The following is an 18,599-nucleotide window of genomic DNA, read 5'->3' on the forward strand; positions in this document are numbered from 1 at the left end:
AGAGCTGGGATGGGATCTAAAGTTTTACATCTGAAATATTTCCCGGCACTTGAGTAAGCAATCATTATGGAATTAGCCAGCGGAGTGTTTCTACGGAAAATTCTGCCCGTTGGTGCCCTTTGGGATCTAAATACAGCCAATCCATATGATTCACCTTTGCGGTGATTATTGCTAAATTGTGAGTGCTGCTTAGCTCTGTCGATAGTTCGGTAGTCAGTGCATCACCCGGAGCCAGAGGCGAAAGATAGTCCTGTCGTGTAGGACCTAGTTCAACTTGTTGCCATGCAGCATCTACTGTAGTACCTGCAGTTTCAATTGTTGCGAGCGCACTTACTCGCAACTGCCACTTCAGCGCGTTGCTCCAGAAGATTAGTTGAATTTTCGGTGACTCAATCATCTGCTTAATTTTGGGGCTGCGGCAGTCGGTAAAAAATTGCAGTGTCTGAGAATCGCTATTTACATTTCTTAGGACTACCGTGCGGGCTTGAGGTGATCCGTCGTTATCAATGCTCGCGAGCACCGGTGTGCGCCAAGCATGTTGTCGATCGTCTTTGGCTAGCTCGAGCTCCCGCCAAAGAGTGTGGGGTAAGGTTGTTAAATCCATAGCGCATAGTGTATCGATGAAAATTTAATGACAATCATAACTGGAAACTGGCCTGTTTATTTTGTGCGCTGTGGGTATTTATATTTAATTCACGTCGCAAATTAAGACAAAGTGTCATGATTTCTTATTGCGCTTTACCGGCCCTTTGATCCGTACAATTACTATCTGTAGCTAATTTGGTGAAGGCATATACTCAATTCTCACAAATTGTTACGTAAAGAGAATATTGAGCATGACTATTCACCGGAATTATTTATTTGGTTTTATGGCTGCCACGCTGGTCTGGTCAAACTCTTTGTTTGCTCAAACAACAGATACCTTCGACGTTACTATTACGATTGAAGACAGTTGTGAGCTGACGACACCAGCGACTGATATGGGCTTTGGTACGGTTCAGTTGTTGAATACTAATTACACGGCAACGTCGACGGTATCTGTTACTTGTACTACTGATGCAGCTTACGATCTCGCCTTGGATGACGGGGCGAATGCGAGTGCGACGACACGTCGGATGACGGATGACGGTACTAATTTTGTCAGCTACCGTTTGTACAGCGATGCGGCTTATACCACTTTGTGGGGTGACGACACGACATTCGGCAGCGTGAATGCCGGTACAGGTGTTGGCATTGAGCAAGATATAACCGTGTATGGCCGTGTTGAAACCGGTGATAATGCCACGACCCCACCTGCTGGTGCGTATTCTGATACAGTAACGGTATCGGTAACGTTCTAAGTATTCTATGTGGCCCTTTAATTTATGCGCCGTTTATTGTTTGTCCTTTGGTCTTCATTGCGGCTCCCGCATTTATTGGGGCCGCTTCTTGCGCTAACAATCCTTCCTAGCTTTGCGGCTGGCTTAGGTGTTTCTCCTACTTTACTTGAATTTTCCCCCGTCGAGGTGGCTAAGGGTTTGACCCTGCGCAATACCGGCACTGCCACTTTGCGTGCACAGGTGAGGGTGTTTGCCTGGGAGCAGCGGGATGGTAAGGATGTGCTTGAGCCGTCTACGGCGCTGCTAGCCAGTCCGCCATTTTTAAATATTGCGCCGGGAGCCAGTCAGATGGTGCGGATTATTCAGCGCGGTGGTGCAGCGCCAGACGAGGCTAATGGTGAGCGCAGTTTTCGTATTTTAGTGGATGAATTGCCCGCTCCAGCGCTTGATGATATCGGGGCGAATACCCCACCTGGTGCACAGCCGGGTCTTACTTTTTTATTACGTTTTTCTATTCCGGCTTTTATTGCGCCAAGCGTGAATGCCGCCGATGCCAAGCTTAATTGGCGCTTGCAAAATACCGAGACGGGTTTGCAATTAGTCACCGACAATACCGGAAATAGTCGCGCCCAGATTACCGATATTCAATTGATGGGCCGCGATGGCGAGGTGCTTTATGAGCATAAAGGCCTTGCGGGTTATGTGTTATCTGGGAGCGTGCGACGTTGGTCTTTTGGTTTACCAAGCAGCGTGGCGGCCGCGACGGAAATAAGGATGCAGGTCAATGGTCAGCCCACTCGCTACCCTTTGGCGCCAGCTGACGTTACTGATTAGTTGCGCGCTGGCTCCGGTTTGGGTGAGCGCTGAGCTTTCTTCTGCGCCTGTCTCAACAACGACGGGCGGCATTATGCTTCTCGACGGGCCTGCAATGGCCGGCAGCAAAGAGCTACTTTATCTCGAAGTGGTGCTTAATATGGTGCCGACAAATTATCTTTTGCAGGTGATGCCGCTCGACGGCCGTTTTTATGTTTTGTCTGACCATCTGGCGGCAATGGGTATTGTTTTAAACAATCCTCCTAAGAAGCCGTATCTCGATTTAGATTCAATTAGTGATCTTCAATATAGCTACGACGTGGCACAGCAAAAATTGCACCTGACGGTGGCGCCGGATTTGCTCAATGCGCGTTTGCAGTCTTACCGCCGCGATACCCGTCGCAGCCCGCAGGCGCAGGCTAGTTTTGGTGCCTTGCTTAATTACGATATGTACCTAACCCTAGATGAGTTCGGTGAATACGATGTTGCCGCGAGCACAGCCATGCGCGCCTTTGTTGATCATCATGTAGTAGAAAACACCGGCTTATTGCGCAACGCCAGTAGTGGTGACCAAGATAGCTATACCCGCTTGGATACGCATTGGACGTGGTCCTCTCAGGACGATTTACTTACCGTAACGGCGGGGGATTTTATTAGCGGTGGCTTGTCTTGGACCCGGGCAACGCGGCTGGGGGGGATTCAATTTCGGCGTAATTTTGCTCTGCAACCGACCTTAGTGACGCAAGCCTTGCCTGCGTTTTATGGTGAAGCGGCCTTGCCCTCGCAGGTGGAGCTTTACGTAGAGGGCTTGCGGCAATACAGCGGTGAGGTTTTACCCGGTGCTTATCGTATTGATAGTGCGCCTACGGTTAGCGGTTTGAGCCAGGCGCAAATGGTGTTAACCGATGCGCTTGGGCGCACGACGGTGCAAGATTTTTCTTTTTACAGCTCTCCTAGTTTACTGCAACGGGGCTTGAGTGATTTTTCCTTTGAAGCGGGTAGTGTTCGCCAACGCTACGGAGTGGATTCGTTTAGCTATCGCGATCACCTTGCCGCCAGCGCGAGCTTGCGTCATGGTCTTAGTGATACTGTGACCTTAGAAGGTCACGCAGAAGGCGATGAGCAGTTAGCGGCGGCTGGTGTGGGGGCCTTGTTTACACTGGGTCGCGCTGGCTTGTTTAGCGGCGCGGTGGCCAAGAGCACAGGTCATGACGCAGACGGCAGGCAGCAAACGTTGGGATACAATTGGAGCCGTCTTGGTTTTACTGTTGATTACAGTTTGCAGCGTAGTTTTGGGGATTATCGTGATATTGCCTCTAGGGATGGTCGCCCGCCACCGCAGCGCACCGAGCGCCTGTTGTTAGGTCTTGGCTCTAGTACTAGCGGCCGAGTGTCATTAAATTACAGCCGTCTCAATAGGCTGGATGAGGCGCCGTACAAAAGTGTTGGCGCAAGTTATAGCAAGCGACTTTTTGCGGGGCTTACGCTGTTTGTTAACGCCTCCCGAGAGCTCGATAATGACGACGGTTATAGTGTGTATGCGGGGCTGTCGGTGTCGTTGGGCGGCCGCGTGAACGGCGGCGTTTCTGCTAGCCGCAATCGTGACGGCAGCAGTCAACAGGCCGCTTATCTTAGCCGTGGGGTATCGGCTGATGGCGGTACGGGTTGGGGTTTGCAAATGCAGCGCTCTGAGAATGTCGATTACCTACAGGCGGATGCCCTGTACCGGGGTGATTATGCGCAAATTGGCGCTGGGCTGCGCTCTTTGCCCAGTGGTGAGTCGGCTTTTGGTGATGTGAGTGGTTCATTTATTTGGATGGCCGACGCGCCGAACGCTATTTTTCCTGCCCGTGAGGTGAGCGATAGTTTTGCCTTGGTTTCTACCAACGGAGTTGCCGACGTGCCGGTGCAATTGGAAAACCGGCCTATCGGTCGCACCAATAAAAAGGGCTATTATTTGCTGACGGGTTTGGGCGCTTACCGAGGCAATCACGTGTCAATTGATCCCTTGTCTTTGCCGAGTGGTATTCAGTTCGATAGGCAGGGCGTGCTTGCGGTGCCGACCGAACGCGCGGGAGTGCGTGTCGATTTTGGTTTACGTCGCGTGCGTGCGGTTTTGCTTACTTTGCAGGATACTGCGGGCAAGTTTATTCCTTTGGGGAGCCACGTTTTGCAAGGTGAGAATACCATCGCATTTGTGGGCCACGATGGCCAAGTTTATGTGGAGGGATTGCCTGAGCGCAGCACGCTTGTTGTAGCGCCACCGGGGGCTGGCCGCTGTGTTGTAGATGTGGTTTTAGCCGAGAAAATGGATGGTATATCTGCCATTGGGCCACTGATTTGCCGAGAGCAACCATGACAGCACCCTATATAAAAGCGGCATTGCTCGCAGCATTTATTGTCTTACCGACAGCAGCTCAGGCCGCCACGACCTGCAGTGCGAGCATGACGAATGTGAACTTTGGGGCGAGTGATCCCTTTACTGGCTGGACGGGTGTGACCGCCACAATTAATTACCAATGTAATACCGCCGGCTTATCTCTGCTAGCAAACGCGAGGGTTATGCTTTGTTTCGGCATCGGTAGTGGTGATCAGGGCTCGGGGTTTACCACTGTGCCAAGGCGTATGACCAGCGGGGCCAATGAATTACGGTTTAATCTATATGAAGATGCCGGCCATTCTTTGGTTTGGCCTGCTGCAATCTCCGGGTCAGACAGGTATGAAGTCGCTCTTCAATATTCGGTGCCACTACTGGGGGGCTCAGGAAGTGGTAGTGTTACTGTTTACGGTGACATTATTTCTGGCCAAAACACGGCTATACCGGGCAGTTATAGTAATAGCTTTTCAGGCCTTGATGCCTTTATGGTGTTCCAAGCCAATGAAAGATTACTTGGCACGCCAGGTTGGCCGGATGACTGTAGCAGTGGTGGCTCGTATAGCGGAGGTGGTAGTTTCCCGTTTACCGCAAGCGCGACGGTAGACGCGAGCTGCAATCCTAGTTTTTCTGTACAAAATATAGGTTTTGGTACACAAGGCATTCTCAGTAGCAATATAGACACCACCGCTGTTATTGCGCCGCAGTGCACGAATACCACGCCGTATCAGATTGGTTTAGACAATGGCCAGAACGCAACGGGCAACACCCGCCGGATGCATAACGGAGCCGGCAAGTATGTTAGTTATGAACTGTATCGCGATGCCGCGAGAAGCCAGCGCTGGGGCGACACCCTTAATAGCGACACACTGGCTGATATCGGCACCGGTAGCGCGCAGGCGCAAAGTGTTTATGCGCGCACGGCACCGCAGATAACACCGCCGCAAGGAACGTATAGCGATACCGTAACGGTCACGATTTATTATTAAGAGCGCAGTAAAAAGCACAATGGTTTGTTGTTGTTCTTGCTAGTGACGTAAGACTAGATTGGGAGGAAAGCGATTATCTATATACGTTTTTGATGATGATCGCGGCGCAATTTTTTGCACCCCTCCCATCGTTTCTGTGGCAGTGACAGGAGGGGTGTTTTTATGGCAAGTGCTTTTAAGAAACAGCGGCTTTTAGCGCTTGATCGAGATCGGCAATGATGTCGTCGATATGTTCAATACCCACCGAGATCCGAACTAGGTCTTCGCTTACACCCGCAGCCTTGAGCTCTTCTGCGTTCAACTGGCGGTGTGTTGTGCTTGCTGGATGGCAGGCCAAGGATTTGGCATCGCCGATGTTTACCAGTCGAAGCAGTAGCTGCAGAGAATCAATAAATTTGGCTCCGGCTTCGCGGCCACCTTTGATACCAAAGCTAACAATTCCTGAGGCTTTTCCGCCGCAAATTTTATCGCATACGGATTTGTATGGGCTGTCGCTAAGTGCTGCGTAATTTACCCATTCTACTGCGGGATGATTTTGCAAATAGCTGCTGACCCGCTCGGCATTTTCGCAATGGCGTTCCATGCGCAGTGCGAGGGTTTCTAGTCCCTGCATAATGAGGAAGGCATTGAAAGGGGACAGGGCGGCACCGGTATTTCGCAGTGGCACAACTCGACATCTGCCAATGAACGCGGCTGGGCCTAGCGCCTCGGTATAGACTACGCCGTGATAGGACGGATCTGGCTGGTTGAGCATGGGGAATTTATCTGCGTTGGCCTTCCAGTCAAACTTCCCTGAATCGACCACAACACCGGCGATGGTGGTGCCGTGACCGCCTATGTACTTTGTTAGTGAGTGCACAACAATATCTGCACCGTGTTCAAAGGGTTTGCATAGAAATGGCGTTGCAACGGTATTGTCGACAATTAGCGGGATGCCGTGGGCGTGGGCGATTTCTGCCCAGCGTTGAATATCGACAACATTGCCTGCGGGGTTGCCGATTGATTCGCAAAAGAGTGCACGGGTGTTGCTGTCGATATTGGCGGCGATGGCATCGAAGTCATCGTGCGCGACCATGCGGCACTCTATGCCTTGATTGGGTAGCGAGTGTGCAAAAAGGTTGTACGTGCCGCCGTATAGTTGGCTGGTGCTAATAAAGTTATCGCCAACGCGGCAGATGGTTTGCAGTGCGTAGGTAATCGCGGTCATACCAGAGGCGACGGCCAAGCTGCCGATTCCGCCTTCTAGCTCTGTCATTCGCGCTTCTAGAATGGCATTGGTCGGGTTCATGATGCGGCTGTAGATATTGCCTTCGACTTTTAAGTCAAACAGGTCTGCGCCATGCTGTGTGTCGTCAAAGGTGTAAGACGTTGTTTGATAAATAGGGACGGCCGCGGCGCGTGTTGTTGGGTCGCTTTTGTAACCTGCGTGCAATGCTAAAGTTTCGGGTTTCACGGTATATCTTCCCTTTTTTAGTGTTGGTTAATATTTATTTTCGATGATCAAACTACAGGCTTTGAAAATCAAGCCACAGTATTTGACTTACAGGTAAGGATATCAAGTGATGAGGGGGAATTAGCCCGCTGTGTCTAGCTGCTGTGATTCTAGTACTGTGTAGTCGATAACTGCTTACCCTTGGCCATTGCAGCATTAGGGGTAAGCAGTTATACAGTTCGGCTATTTCAAAATAGTCTTACAAGGCGTTTGGGCTTAGATCCCTGCAGCGTCTAGTTCTTCACCGAGTACACGCTGACGCCACTTAACATATTCTTTGATGGATATGTCCCCGTTGTCGCAGGGGCTGTGTTCACTTAGCCCTAGCGCGGTTTCATTGTAATCAGTATCGCAGTTGCCTTTTATGCTAATGCTTGCATCCAAAATGGTGGCTTTAATTAAGTTATTGCGGGTATTTAATACGTGCTTTAAGTTGCCTTCCCAGTTTAGTTGATTGTTTAGCAGACTTTTAATTTCTTGATACAAGATCGTTTTGTTTTCTTCTTTAGAGAAAACGATTGTCCACAAAATAGGGTCGATCCAGCTTGACGTTCCTTCATTCCAGGCTGGTGTAATACCGTTTGGAAAAATTCTCGTGTCCGCGATATTTTGGAAGTTCGTTGAGTTACCCCAATATTCTGGATGGCGGTCGCGGAAGCTAAAGTCGTAATCGTAAACAAGATAGCTCCACTTATCGTTTAAGGGATTTAAGTAGAGGTAGTAGTTGTTGCCGACGCGGGTGTAATGATCCACCGCGCCGGTCACAATATCGGCCGCTTGGGCTTTGATAAACCCGAGTACGTCGAATTGTTCATTTAGCTCATCTGCAGTCGGATTACTCTGCAGAAAGAGCATGAAGTCTTGTAAAGCAAGGCGTGCCTCGGTAATTGATCCTTTCTTTTCTTTAAGATCATAGTTCGGTCTATAAGGCGCAAATTGCGAAACTTCGCCGCCATCATTGATGTCGCTGTTCACAAAGTCAGGGTTGAGGTAATTGTCTATGCCCAGCCATTCTTGGCGGCTACTTGGGTCTGATTTTTCGATACCTATGCGGCAAAAATCTTCGTTAATATAACCTGTGTTCGCTTTATCGTCGTTTTCATACGGCAGACAGTTTGGGTTTACGGTGCCGGTAAGGTCGGCGCCACCTGCCTTAAATAGATAGCCATTTTTACCAAAGTAGCGCTGCAAATAAAGCTTATCGATGGGTTCTTCTACCATGTAGATGCCCATCTTATGGGTTTGCGGCAGTGGTTTGTTAAATAATTTTTGACCTGCTTCGCCGGTGATGACTATTTCGATAGCGGCATAGGCCATGCGAGAGGTTGGTGCTCCAACTTGAGTTAGGATGTCGTGGCTAAGCAGTTCGCGTGCGTAAGTTGGGTCATCTTTATTAAACTTAAAGTTGAGCTTTTCGATACCTTTAAGGGTGCGATCGTCATTTTCTGGTATTTCTGGGTGGTCTAAAGAAACACGCTTCCAGCAAGGTGCGCCAGAAACTGCAGCCGGGTTGCCTGATGCATCTATACAAGCGTAAACACCTTCGTCGTCGTTAAATTTTTCGGCGAATTTTAGCGAAAAGTGAAAGCGGTTGGGCTGCCCTTCGTCGGGCTTGGTATCTGAATTGTAGCGAACCCAATACTCAGGCCATTGGCGGCTATTATTGCCACGCATTTTAAATCCGACATTGTCGAATTGGTCTAGTACTTCGCCGGTAGTGGCGTCTACGCGTTGAACGTCTACTTTTCGGTAAATCTCGCTATGCGTCCACAGATTGTCTCTTGCGTCATTTTCTGAATCTCTGTTGTCGTATCGTGCCCGCTCGGTATCTAATACAAATGCGTCCCACTCATCCGCAGTTATTGTGATTCTATATTTATGTAATACATTAATATCAAACAGCTCGGCGCTTTCATCGTCGGCACAATTTATTTTAATAATAGGAACTGGGCCACTGGCGACGCCGCTTTCATCCACTACGTCGCATTCTTGCCGTGCTGGGTGGCGTTTAATGTCTACCGTATAGGGTTGCTTATAGGCCACTTGTTCGTCAAATGTATAATCACCATCTCCTTGAATGGTTAATATCTGTTCGCTGACATCATCTTCATTTAAAACAACATCGAAGTCGTACAGGTTTGATGCGCCAGAGATACGAATAGAGATGGTGCTGTTTTCTATCTCGTGAACCCTCAGGGAAAAAACTGGCAGGCTGGTGGTAAATTCGCCGTCAGATATAGAGATGCTTATGTTTTCTGTTATGCCAAGTTGGTCGGCGGTGCCAGATAAGATTCCAGTAGCAACATCAAACTCAGCCCAGCTTGGTTTGTTGATGATAGAAAACGTCAAGGTGTCATTGTTAGGATCTGAGAACGTTGGAGCGAAGCGGTAATTTTCGCCAACGGTTATATGGTTTGCTGGAACACCGCTAATACTTGGGGCGATGTTGACGTCGGGGGCTGAGCTTCCGCCGCCTCCTCCGCCACAGGCGAATAAAACGAAACAAAGGGTAAATATGATAACTATCTTTGTATATTCCATTATTGAATGTCTCACTTCCTAGCTGTTTGTGTAAACGTAATGGGACCTTACGTTAGATATTTCACTTATTGAAAAGCGGCGCCATATTGCTTGCTAAGCTGGGCGCTGTAAAGGTCGTGTGGGAATTTTGACTTAAATATCAACGCGATGTTTGGCCGTGTTTTTCGCTCTGCTATGCCTTTTTCAATGTTTTGTCGGCATTTGATGCTTGCCTGAATCTGTCGAGCCATTTATGATATGTTATATCATATCTGTATATGGGGAGTGATAGGTGTGAAATACAGCTAACAGGGCGATGGGGCCATCATGAGTCTAGCGATAGGTATTGCGGTGACACCGTATATGAATGCGCAACAACTGGCGTTTTTCTCCGACAGATTGTCAGCGCTGAAGCGCGAAACATTGGGCCATATTCACGCGGCGCAAAAACGTCTTGGCGAGCGTTTTGAGCTGAATGACGAGGCGGACTTGGCGCAGTATGAGGAGGAGTCTCGTATGGCGCTGCGCATTGTCGACCGAGAGGCAAAGTTGCTGCACAAAATAGATGCCGCTGTGGCGCGTATCCGCGCTGGAGAATATGGTTATTGTTTGGAAAGCGGTGAGCCAATTGGTATTGACCGCTTATTGATTCGACCTACCGCTGAATACTGTGCGGAGGTGAAAACACAAATGGAAGAGAAGGAAAAGCACTATGGCAAACGCCGCTAAAAAACTGCCTGTCTCGGTACTTTCGGGATTTCTTGGCGCGGGCAAAACGACGGTGTTGAGTCATGTTCTGAACAATAGAGAAGGTCGGCGGGTGGCGGTGATCGTTAACGATATGAGCGAGATCAATATTGACGCCAGTGCGGTGAAAAATGAGGTTGAGCTCAATCGCAGCGAGGAAAAGCTAGTCGAAATGAGCAATGGCTGTATTTGTTGCACCCTGCGGGAAGACTTGCTGCTGGAGGTGCGCCGGCTGGCGGATGAGGGTCGCTTTGATTACCTGCTAATTGAATCTACGGGTATTTCTGAGCCGCTGCCGGTTGCAGAAACCTTTACCTTTGCGGATGAGGATGGCGTCAGCTTGTCTGATGTGGCGAGCTTGGACACCATGATTACGGTCGTCGATGCGGTTAATTTTTTAAAGGACTATGACGAAGCCAAATTTCTGCAGGAAACGGATGAGCACTTGGGTGAAGAAGACCAACGCAGTGTGGCAGATTTATTGGTGGAGCAGGTGGAATTTGCCGACGTACTGCTGATCAGTAAAACGGACTTGGTGGATGAGCCCACGCTAAACCGTTTGATTGCGGTACTGAAGACCCTGAATACCGTCGCGGATATTGTTCCTATTCGCAACGGGCAGGTGGATATCGATCAGGTGCTCGGCACGGGCAAGTTTAGTTTTGAGCGAGCGCAGCAGGCGCCGGGCTGGTTACAAGAGATGCGCGGTGAGCATGTGCCGGAGACAGAGGAATATGGTATCGCCAGCTTTACCTATACCGCTCGGAAGCCGTTTCACCCACAAAAGTTTTACGACTTTCTTCATGGCGGAGATATTCAAGGCAAGTTAATTCGTTCTAAAGGTTATTTTTGGTTGGCCAGCCGTCCCGAGTTTGCTGGGCAGTGGAGTCAGGCTGGCGGTATGGCCCGCTATGGTTTTGCCGGCATGTTCTGGAAGGCTATTCCCCAGGAGCGCTGGCCTGAGGATGAGGAGTATCTCGCCTCTATTAAAAGTTCGTGGCAGGAACCCTTTGGTGATATGCGTCAGGAGCTGGTGTTCATTGGCCAGAAACTTGATCGAGATCGCTTTGTTGATGAATTAGATAACTGCCTGTTAAGCGATGATGAATTATTGGCGGGGCGTGAGCATTGGCTGGCCCTGCCAGATCCTTTTCCGGCTTGGGAGGCTGAGGCATGAACGCAGTTGCATTAAGTGATGGCAGCGCTATCGAGCGTGAGCACAGTGATTTATTAATACGCCGCACGGTTTTTGGTTCGGCGGCAGATTGCTTGGTCGATATTTACCAGACTGACGTTAATTTAGCGGTGTGGCAGCGCGAGCTTTCAAACTCAGTAAAAAAGAACTGTCTTAGCTTGCTCGCTGATCGACACTTTACCGGCTGCCGCTTAGTGCTGACGGCGGATAAGATCGATAGCTTAGACGATGTTATGCCGGAGTTGCTTCGGTATCCCGACCTTCGGCGGGATATACAGTTGTTGGCGGATATGTTTCTCACCTTGTTTGGCCTTGAGCGCATCGGCCTGCGCCTGACGCCATTAAAAGGCAGTATGTGCCCTAAATTTCATGTTGATCGTGTGCCCTGCCGACTAATCACGACGTATGTGGGAAAGGGGACTGAGTGGCTTCCCCATCATGAAGTAGACCGCAGCAAACTGGGTGCCGGTAGCAATGGAATGAGTGACTCGGTGAGCGGGATTATATCTGGCGATGGCTGTATTCAAACCTTGGCAAGTGGCGAAGTAGCACTGCTAAAGGGTGAAATGTGGGAAGGGAATGAAGGTGCGGGGGTGGTTCACCGCTCGCCCTTAGTTGTACCGGAAGATCGCTTATTGCTTACCTTCGACGTGGGATGAACCGCGATCACCTTGGACGGGGTATGAGTACTTGAGTGCAAAAAATGAGAGGAACCATACGGTGATGCATCGTCTTCGCGGCTTAACCCTGCTGCTAGCCTTGGGTGTGTCTGCTGGTTTGATTCATGCCGAGGGTGCGCATCATCAAGGTCATTCGCACCAAGCCCATGTGCACGGCAAAGCCGAATTGCTTGTGGTGCTCGAAGGGCAGCAACTCGATATTGAACTGCGCTCTCCGGCTGTGAACGTATTGGGTTTTGAGCATTATACCGATAGTCCTGAACATCAAGCCCAGATGACTAAGGTAAAGGCAGCGCTGACTGAGGCGGGCGGTTTGTTTTACTTCGGTGCAGGGGCTTGTTGGCTATTGGATCAGCGTATTGATTTTGGCGCCCTAGCTAAGGTGGATGATGATCACAAAGGCCATTCCGATAGCGACTTGGCCGCTGAGGAAAAACCCGAACATAGCGATGTTCAAGCTTATTACCAGTATCGCTGCGAACAGCCGGACAAACTCGACTCACTGACAGCGGATATTCCTGTCATCTTTCCCGGCGTTGAGTCGTTGCAGGTGGAGTGGATAGTGAATGGTCGGCAGGGAGCTTCAGTTCTGGATGCTCGTCGTCGCGATGTTAGTTTTAGGTAAGCCCTGTAATGAATAATATTGAGCGAACCCTCGAACAAGCTGAAATCAGTTGTCGCGCCACTGGTGCCAGACTAACGGAAAAACGTAAGCGCATTCTGATTGGCTTACTCAAGTCGGAAAAAGCTCAGTCTGCCTATGAATTGATTGGCTATATGCAAAAAGAGTTTGGTGAGTCGCTGCCACCCACAACGGTGTATCGCATTCTTGATTTTCTGGCCAGTGAAAATTTAGTACACAAACTTCATCTGGCTAATAAATACGTTGCCTGTTCCCACATTAATTGCGACCACACCCATGAGGTGCCGCAATTTTTGATCTGCGATGAATGTGGCAGCGTGAAGGAGATGGGGATTAAAACGGCGTTGATTAACACGCTTAGTCGCAGCGTCAAAGACGCTGGTTACATCCTCAAAAGCCCGCAGTTAGAGCTGCACTGTCTTTGTCAGGGCTGCGCCTAGTTGGCCATCTGACAGCGACGATAAGGAGAAAACGTGACACCTTTATCTACCCATATCGACAAGGCCGCCATCGGTCTGTCTCTGTTGTGCGCTGTGCATTGCTTACTGCTTCCGGTCGCTTTGGCGGTCTTGCCAACGCTGGCTGCCAGTTCGTTTGGAGGTGAGCGTTTTCACCTGTGGATGTTAATAGCGGTATTACCCACCAGCGTAATTGCCTTGAGTATGGGCTGCCGGCGCCATCGCAATATCAGCGTTTTGGTGATGGGCTTACCTGGGCTGGCTATTCTCACCGTGGCGGCGCTATTTGGTCATGAGTGGTTTGATGAACGCGGCGAGAAAATCGTATCGCTTATAGGTGCGTCGCTGATTGCCTTTGGTCATATTAAAAACCATACATTGTGCCGACAACAAAAGTGCGACTGTGAGGGGCAGCAAAATGCAAAATAATGAAATAGCAGCACTCTTTAATAAAGCTGCAGCGACATACGATAAACAGTGGGAAAGAATGGCACCCATCCGCGATACCATCCATTTGTTAATGGAGGCCATCTTCGTCGAGCTGCCTGAAAATGCCAATATTCTATGTGTAGGTGCAGGCACTGGGGCTGAATTGATTCAGTTGGCGCAAAGGTTTCCGTCTTGGACTTTTACTGCTGTAGACCCTTCGGAAGCCATGTTGGCAGTTTGTGCTCGGCGACTTGAAGAGTTGGGTTTGGCTGAGCGTTGCACTCTTCATTGTGGCTATCTTGAGTCGCTCGAACCGGCCGGTGCTTTTGATGCGGCTACGGCCTTACTGGTATCTCAGTTTTTGTTGGATAAAACCGCTCGCATCCAATTTTTTGAGAGCATAGCTAAGCGGCTCTTACCCGGCGGTATCTTGGTGAGCTCAGACCTGTCTGCCGATTTGGATTCGCCTGCTGATTTGGCGCTTATGAAGGTGTGGTTTCGTGTGATGAAGGCCAGTGGTCTGAGTAAGGAAGACATCGAAAAAATGCACGCCGCATATCGCAATGACGTGGCTGTTTTACCTGAGGCAGAGCTTAGCCGCATTATTGAATCGGGTGGATTCGAGATGCCCACAGTATTCTTTCAGTCTGGGCTGATACATGCATGGTATAGCAAAAAAGCTCATTGCTTGGCAGCGCCGACGGCGGAAACACTATGATCAATACAGGTTTTCTTGCCTTTGAAGATTGCCTGCGCGGTGATCGGCTGGCGCTGCCTGAGGTATTGGATAATGTGCGTTTTGCGTGTAATGGGCTGGTTCCGGTCATTGCTCAGGATCACCACAGTCGCGAGGTGCTTATGCTGGCGTGGATGAATCGGGATGCCTTAGAGCAAACGCTCCAAAGCGGCGATATGACGTATTGGTCTCGCTCACGCGCTCAGTTGTGGCGAAAAGGAGAAACGAGTGGCCATTACCAGCGTCTGAAAACCATGCGGATTGATTGTGATGGCGATACCTTGCTGTGCGACGTTGAACAGCGCGGTTCTGCCTGCCATACCGGCAGACCTAGCTGTTTTTACTTGCAGGTGGATGCAAACACCCGCAGCGTAAAAGTCACTCACTCCGCGCCAAAGAAACAATGTTAGAAACTTGCTTTCGTGTTGCGATTAGCCTTATAAAATTCGAGCTACTATTTTTTGCAATGCACACCAAGGATGTTTGTAAATGTCGACACTGAGCGCTATTCCCACCAATGTTATCACCGGCTTTCTTGGTGTTGGAAAGTCGACGGCCATCCTGCATCTTTTAAAGCAAAAGCCAGATCATGAACGTTGGGCGGTGCTCGTCAATGAGTTTGGCGAGGTGGGTATCGACGGCAGTTTAATCAGCGGTAAAGAAAGCGAAGTTTCTGGGGTATTTATTAGAGAAGTACCGGGAGGGTGTATGTGCTGCGCCGCCGGTTTACCCATGCAGATTGCATTGAACCGTTTACTGACTCACGCCAAGCCACATCGATTGTTAATCGAACCCACTGGTCTTGGTCATCCTCAAGAGGTGCTGGCGGTGCTATCTGCTGAGCACTATAAAGTGGTGCTAGATTTACAAGCGACTATCACCTTAGTGGATGCCCGAAAAATTACTATACCGCGCTATACCGAGCACGCGATATATAATCAGCAAATGGCGATTGCCGATGTGATTGTGGCGAACAAGGCGGATCAATATGAGGTTGAGGATTTCCCTGCGCTGCTAGATTTTTTGGAGACGCGTTTTGGCAATAATCAGGTGGGCTTGAGTAGCAAATCTGTTTTTCAAGTGAGCCAAGGCGAACTTGATATTGAGTGGCTGGCGGCGCCGGCCCATGAGCACCAGCAGGAGTATCACCATCATCATAATTCGGATTCAGGCGAACAACCGGTCGTGGAAGACTTCCCGCCGATAACATTGCCGGATGAAGGTTTTCTTTGTATCGACAACCAAGGCGAGGGTTTCTTCAGTCGTGGTTGGGTCTTCTCCCCAGAGTGGGTTTTTGATGCGGCTAAACTTTATGGTTTGTTAGTGGGTGTCGATGCCGAGCGTATCAAAGGCGTCTTCGTCACAGCGCAAGGCATTACGGCCTACAACAAGGCCGACGGGGTATTGACGGAGTTCGAGCTTGACGATTGTCTGGACAGCCGAATCGAATGCATTAGTACAGACCCAGAGGTGCTTGCGCTCTTAGAAACAGCCTTATTTGATTGTGTATTAAGTAAGCCCTATTCCTCTGTGTAGGGCCTAATGGAGTCTACTTCGATGGAGTAGGCCGCTGTCGCAGTATCGTTCTCGACGATTGTGGTTTTGATGGTGCCGTATAACCAAAATGGGTCGTACAGTGATGATAGTTTGAAGCCCTTTTTAAACTCAGCATACACAATTTGATTCGGGGGTGGCGGTGGTACATGAATGCAGGCGCCAAAATACGGAACTAAAAAGAATTTGGTTATATGGTGCCGATCTACACCAAACTCCAGTGGTACGATAAATCCGGGAATACGAATGGCTTTGCCGTCGAACTCGGCAATAACCTTGGTGGAAACCAAGGCTTGCTGATAGGGGTCGTCGCCTGGCGCATCCAATGCGGCTTTGATTTGGCTGGCAATCTTATCTGCGTCTGAGCCATCTTTAATTTCATTGATAGAATCTGGTGGATTTAAAAAAGCTTCCAGATCATCTTTGGGTATAAGGTCTGTCCATTCTACCGTCTGGTAATTACCCTGAGCGAAGGCCGTGCTAGTCAATACAAGCAGCAGTGCGACCAGAGCATAAGTAGGAATTGAACGTAAAGAAACGAGTGCCAAAATGGGCTCCTTTTACATAATTGGTCGCAGGGCTTGCTAGGCTTATTTTGCCAAGTCAGCTTGACGAAATACGCAATTGGCTTGAAAACAATCATCGCGACTTTAAATATGATACGTTATATCGCCAACAACCACATCAATAGGAAATCGGCTCGTGCTACTCAGCATTAAAGACCTCCGTTTTCACTACCCTGGCGACAGTAAGGTGGTGCTAGATATTCCGCAATGGTGCTTGAGCGCGGGCGAACAGGTTTTTCTTCACGGTCCCTCTGGTGCGGGTAAGTCTACGTTTCTTAAATTGTTAGCCGGTCTTCTTGTTCCCAGCGGCGGCGGTATTACGATGTTGGGGCAGCCCTTGCAGGCTTTGCGCAGTGGCCAACGGGACAAGTGGCGGGCTCGCCATATTGGCTTTGTCTTTCAGCAGTTCAACTTAGTTCCCTATTTGAGTGGCCGAGATAATATTCGTCTCGCCGCCCACTTTGGCGGCAAGGGTGATGTCGATGCGGCTGCAACGGCTTTATTGACAAGCTTGGGGCTGGACGAAAAATTACATCGCAAGCCGGCGGCTGAACTCAGTATTGGGCAGCAGCAGCGGGTGGCCATTGCCCGCGCACTGATTAATCAACCGGAGCTGCTTATCGTCGATGAGCCAACCTCCGCTCTCGATGCTAAAAATCGCGATCTCTTCATGGCCTTGCTGGGTGAACAATTGGCGGAAAATAATACCGCGTTGATATTTGTCAGCCACGATCTTAGTTTGTCGAATGGCATGAGTCGCGTGGAGTCTTTGCAGGACATCAATCAGGCTGGAAGGGTTAACTAATGTTTTTACGTTTAGCCCTGGCAAGTCTGCGCAGTCGCAAAGGTTCAGTATTGCTGACGTTTCTCGCTATTACAGTCAGTGTGTTCGTATTGCTGGGTGTAGAGCAAATTCGCCAACAAGCTAAAAGCAGTTTTAACAATACCGTGTCTGGTATTGATTTGATTGTTGGGGCGCGCACCGGCGATATTAATTTACTGCTGTATTCAGTTTTTCGTTTGGGTCACGCCAGTAATAATATTTCTTGGCAAAGTTATCAGCACATTGCCGCAGACCCAAACGTTGCGTGGACAATCCCCGTTGCCCTTGGCGACTCTCACAAAGGTTACCGGGTCATGGGAACGACGGCGGATTATTTTAATCACTTTCGCTTTGGTCAAAACCGACCCTTGGTGCTGGCGGAGGGCAAGCCTTTTTCCCAGCTCTATGAGCTGGTTCTTGGCAGTGAAGTTGCTCGATCACTGGGTTATCAGATTGGCGACGAGCTGGTGCTGGCACACGGTTTGGGGAGTACCAGCTTCAGCCAACACAAGGACAAACCTTTTCGGGTTGCGGGCATTCTTCAAGCTACCGGTACGCCAGTAGATCAGACCTTGCATGTTAGTCTTCAGGCGATTGAAGCCATCCACAGCGGCTGGCAAAACGGTGTAAAAATACCCGGTGCAGATCATGGGCACGACGAAGAAGACCTGACACCGGAGTCTATAACCGCGTTTATGGTTGGACTTAAATCCAAGCTGGCCACCTTTCGTTTGCAGCGACAAATTAACACCTACGACAGCGAAGCCCTGCAAGCCATTCTTCCCGGCGTGACCCTAAGCCAGCTTTGGCAGATGATGTCGGCGATGGAAAATACCCTGCGTTTGATTGCGGCCTTAGTGCTGCTTGCCTCTTTGCTAGGTCTTGCCGCCATGTTGCTGGCGTCTATCAAAGAGCGTCAGGGCGAGATAGCCGTTATGCGCGCTATTGGCGCGCCGCCCCTGTTTGTCTTTGCGCTGATTCAGGCCGAGGCGCTGCTGATTAGCCTTGGCGGCATTCTCGTAGCAAATTTGCTCCTCATTTCATGTATTACGGTGGCCGGCAACGTCCTTGCCGAGCGTTACAGCTTGTTTATTGATGGCAAGTTACTTACACCCCAGCTGGCGTTTTATATGGGTGTGATCATTGTCAGCACACTACTGGTGAGCGTAATACCGGGGATAAGTGCGTATCGAAAGGCGTCGGGATAGGATCAAGCCTATTGGATGGTGATTGCTGGCAATGGAGTTTTAGGTAAGCTATT

Annotated in this window: 19 protein-coding genes; 15 read left to right on the forward strand and 4 right to left on the reverse strand. The window is 49.7% G+C overall.

Annotation, left to right across the window (positions count from 1 at the left end; genetic code table 11):
- Nucleotides 1–64: 64 nt before the first annotated feature.
- Nucleotides 65–604: a pyridoxamine 5'-phosphate oxidase family protein gene (locus GVJ32_RS13130; RefSeq protein WP_159240556.1), complete on the reverse strand. Its 540-nt coding sequence runs from the start codon at nucleotides 602–604 to the stop codon at nucleotides 65–67.
- Nucleotides 605–836: 232 nt separating this feature from the next.
- Here GVJ32_RS13130 and GVJ32_RS13135 point away from each other — a divergent pair, with 232 nt between their 5' ends.
- From GVJ32_RS13135 to GVJ32_RS13150, 4 genes are read left to right on the forward strand one after another with little or no spacing between them, the layout of a single operon-like run.
- Nucleotides 837–1,340: a Csu type fimbrial protein gene (locus GVJ32_RS13135; protein ID WP_103683749.1), complete on the forward strand. Its 504-nt coding sequence runs from the start codon at nucleotides 837–839 to the stop codon at nucleotides 1,338–1,340.
- Nucleotides 1,341–1,364: 24 nt separating this feature from the next.
- Nucleotides 1,365–2,153 (forward strand): fimbrial biogenesis chaperone, encoded by a 789-nt coding sequence (locus GVJ32_RS13140; RefSeq protein WP_159240557.1) that lies wholly within the window; start codon nucleotides 1,365–1,367, stop codon nucleotides 2,151–2,153.
- Nucleotides 2,104–4,491: a fimbria/pilus outer membrane usher protein gene (locus GVJ32_RS13145; protein ID WP_159240558.1), complete on the forward strand. Its 2,388-nt coding sequence runs from the start codon at nucleotides 2,104–2,106 to the stop codon at nucleotides 4,489–4,491. Before GVJ32_RS13140 ends, GVJ32_RS13145 begins: the two co-directional genes overlap by 50 nt.
- Nucleotides 4,488–5,495, forward strand: coding sequence for a Csu type fimbrial protein (locus GVJ32_RS13150; protein ID WP_159240559.1), 1,008 nt, complete (start codon nucleotides 4,488–4,490; stop codon nucleotides 5,493–5,495). The genes GVJ32_RS13145 and GVJ32_RS13150 overlap by 4 nt, the downstream gene beginning before the upstream one ends.
- Before the next feature lie 175 nt (nucleotides 5,496–5,670).
- Here GVJ32_RS13150 and GVJ32_RS13155 read toward each other — a convergent pair whose 3' ends face one another.
- On the reverse strand, nucleotides 5,671–6,948 hold the full coding sequence (locus GVJ32_RS13155) for an O-acetylhomoserine aminocarboxypropyltransferase/cysteine synthase family protein (protein WP_159240560.1): 1,278 nt from the start codon (nucleotides 6,946–6,948) through the stop codon (nucleotides 5,671–5,673).
- 255 nt (nucleotides 6,949–7,203) lie between these two features.
- A complete protein-coding gene (locus tag GVJ32_RS13160) occupies nucleotides 7,204–9,528 on the reverse strand; it encodes a CotH kinase family protein (RefSeq protein ID WP_159240561.1) in 2,325 nt (774 codons plus the stop codon).
- Nucleotides 9,529–9,834: 306 nt separating this feature from the next.
- On the opposite strand from GVJ32_RS13160, the gene GVJ32_RS13165 reads away from it, so the two are divergent.
- The 9 genes from GVJ32_RS13165 to GVJ32_RS13205 all read left to right on the forward strand — a co-directional run bounded on the left by GVJ32_RS13165 (nucleotide 9,835) and on the right by GVJ32_RS13205 (nucleotide 15,931).
- Nucleotides 9,835–10,236, forward strand: coding sequence for a TraR/DksA family transcriptional regulator (locus GVJ32_RS13165; protein ID WP_159240562.1), 402 nt, complete (start codon nucleotides 9,835–9,837; stop codon nucleotides 10,234–10,236).
- Nucleotides 10,220–11,431 (forward strand): zinc metallochaperone GTPase ZigA, encoded by a 1,212-nt coding sequence (gene zigA, locus GVJ32_RS13170; RefSeq protein WP_159240563.1) that lies wholly within the window; start codon nucleotides 10,220–10,222, stop codon nucleotides 11,429–11,431. The genes GVJ32_RS13165 and zigA overlap by 17 nt, the downstream gene beginning before the upstream one ends.
- The gene (locus GVJ32_RS13175; protein WP_159240564.1) at nucleotides 11,428–12,108 is read left to right on the forward strand and encodes a DUF1826 domain-containing protein; all 681 of its coding nucleotides are present in this window, start codon (nucleotides 11,428–11,430) and stop codon (nucleotides 12,106–12,108) included. Before zigA ends, GVJ32_RS13175 begins: the two co-directional genes overlap by 4 nt.
- Before the next feature lie 64 nt (nucleotides 12,109–12,172).
- A complete protein-coding gene (locus GVJ32_RS13180) occupies nucleotides 12,173–12,754 on the forward strand; it encodes a ZrgA family zinc uptake protein (protein ID WP_235035149.1) in 582 nt (193 codons plus the stop codon).
- 8 nt (nucleotides 12,755–12,762) lie between these two features.
- Nucleotides 12,763–13,212: a Fur family transcriptional regulator gene (locus GVJ32_RS13185; RefSeq protein ID WP_159240566.1), complete on the forward strand. Its 450-nt coding sequence runs from the start codon at nucleotides 12,763–12,765 to the stop codon at nucleotides 13,210–13,212.
- Between the two features lie 33 nt (nucleotides 13,213–13,245).
- Nucleotides 13,246–13,659, forward strand: coding sequence for a MerC domain-containing protein (locus GVJ32_RS13190; RefSeq protein ID WP_159240567.1), 414 nt, complete (start codon nucleotides 13,246–13,248; stop codon nucleotides 13,657–13,659).
- Nucleotides 13,649–14,377: a class I SAM-dependent methyltransferase gene (locus GVJ32_RS13195; protein WP_159240568.1), complete on the forward strand. Its 729-nt coding sequence runs from the start codon at nucleotides 13,649–13,651 to the stop codon at nucleotides 14,375–14,377. Before GVJ32_RS13190 ends, GVJ32_RS13195 begins: the two co-directional genes overlap by 11 nt.
- Entirely contained in the window at nucleotides 14,374–14,805 is a 432-nt protein-coding gene (hisI, locus tag GVJ32_RS13200; protein ID WP_159240569.1) for a phosphoribosyl-AMP cyclohydrolase, read from the forward strand. Before GVJ32_RS13195 ends, hisI begins: the two co-directional genes overlap by 4 nt.
- Nucleotides 14,806–14,884: 79 nt before the next feature.
- Nucleotides 14,885–15,931, forward strand: coding sequence for a CobW family GTP-binding protein (locus tag GVJ32_RS13205; RefSeq protein ID WP_159240570.1), 1,047 nt, complete (start codon nucleotides 14,885–14,887; stop codon nucleotides 15,929–15,931).
- Here GVJ32_RS13205 and GVJ32_RS13210 read toward each other — a convergent pair.
- Nucleotides 15,916–16,497 (reverse strand): DUF3299 domain-containing protein, encoded by a 582-nt coding sequence (locus GVJ32_RS13210; RefSeq protein WP_235035133.1) that lies wholly within the window; start codon nucleotides 16,495–16,497, stop codon nucleotides 15,916–15,918. The two genes, GVJ32_RS13205 and GVJ32_RS13210, sit on opposite strands and share 16 nt — an antisense overlap.
- 154 nt (nucleotides 16,498–16,651) lie before the next feature.
- Here GVJ32_RS13210 and GVJ32_RS13215 point away from each other — a divergent pair, with 154 nt between their 5' ends.
- Nucleotides 16,652–17,320: an ABC transporter ATP-binding protein gene (locus GVJ32_RS13215; RefSeq protein ID WP_159240571.1), complete on the forward strand. Its 669-nt coding sequence runs from the start codon at nucleotides 16,652–16,654 to the stop codon at nucleotides 17,318–17,320.
- Nucleotides 17,320–18,546, forward strand: a complete 1,227-nt coding sequence (locus GVJ32_RS13220) for an ABC transporter permease (protein WP_159240572.1) — start codon at nucleotides 17,320–17,322, stop codon at nucleotides 18,544–18,546. Before GVJ32_RS13215 ends, GVJ32_RS13220 begins: the two co-directional genes overlap by 1 nt.
- The last annotated feature ends 53 nt before the right edge of the window (nucleotides 18,547–18,599 follow it).

The organism is Zhongshania aliphaticivorans (assembly GCF_902705855.1).
Lineage (GTDB): Bacteria > Pseudomonadota > Gammaproteobacteria > Pseudomonadales > Spongiibacteraceae > Spongiibacter > Spongiibacter aliphaticivorans_B.

Excerpts from the sequence above, each read along its gene's own strand:
- GVJ32_RS13130 (WP_159240556.1), bottom strand. The coding sequence starts at position 604 with ATGGATTTAACAACCTTACCCCACACTCTTTGGCGGGAGCTCGAGCTA.
- GVJ32_RS13135 (WP_103683749.1), top strand. The coding sequence starts at position 837 with ATGACTATTCACCGGAATTATTTATTTGGTTTTATGGCTGCCACGCTG.
- GVJ32_RS13140 (WP_159240557.1), top strand. The coding sequence starts at position 1,365 with ATGCGCCGTTTATTGTTTGTCCTTTGGTCTTCATTGCGGCTCCCGCAT.
- GVJ32_RS13145 (WP_159240558.1), top strand. The coding sequence starts at position 2,104 with ATGGTCAGCCCACTCGCTACCCTTTGGCGCCAGCTGACGTTACTGATT.
- GVJ32_RS13150 (WP_159240559.1), top strand. The coding sequence starts at position 4,488 with ATGACAGCACCCTATATAAAAGCGGCATTGCTCGCAGCATTTATTGTC.
- GVJ32_RS13160 (WP_159240561.1), bottom strand. The coding sequence starts at position 9,528 with ATGGAATATACAAAGATAGTTATCATATTTACCCTTTGTTTCGTTTTA.
- GVJ32_RS13165 (WP_159240562.1), top strand. The coding sequence starts at position 9,835 with ATGAGTCTAGCGATAGGTATTGCGGTGACACCGTATATGAATGCGCAA.
- zigA (WP_159240563.1), top strand. The coding sequence starts at position 10,220 with ATGGCAAACGCCGCTAAAAAACTGCCTGTCTCGGTACTTTCGGGATTT.
- GVJ32_RS13175 (WP_159240564.1), top strand. The coding sequence starts at position 11,428 with ATGAACGCAGTTGCATTAAGTGATGGCAGCGCTATCGAGCGTGAGCAC.
- GVJ32_RS13180 (WP_235035149.1), top strand. The coding sequence starts at position 12,173 with ATGCATCGTCTTCGCGGCTTAACCCTGCTGCTAGCCTTGGGTGTGTCT.
- GVJ32_RS13185 (WP_159240566.1), top strand. The coding sequence starts at position 12,763 with ATGAATAATATTGAGCGAACCCTCGAACAAGCTGAAATCAGTTGTCGC.
- GVJ32_RS13195 (WP_159240568.1), top strand. The coding sequence starts at position 13,649 with ATGCAAAATAATGAAATAGCAGCACTCTTTAATAAAGCTGCAGCGACA.
- hisI (WP_159240569.1), top strand. The coding sequence starts at position 14,374 with ATGATCAATACAGGTTTTCTTGCCTTTGAAGATTGCCTGCGCGGTGAT.
- GVJ32_RS13205 (WP_159240570.1), top strand. The coding sequence starts at position 14,885 with ATGTCGACACTGAGCGCTATTCCCACCAATGTTATCACCGGCTTTCTT.
- GVJ32_RS13220 (WP_159240572.1), top strand. The coding sequence starts at position 17,320 with ATGTTTTTACGTTTAGCCCTGGCAAGTCTGCGCAGTCGCAAAGGTTCA.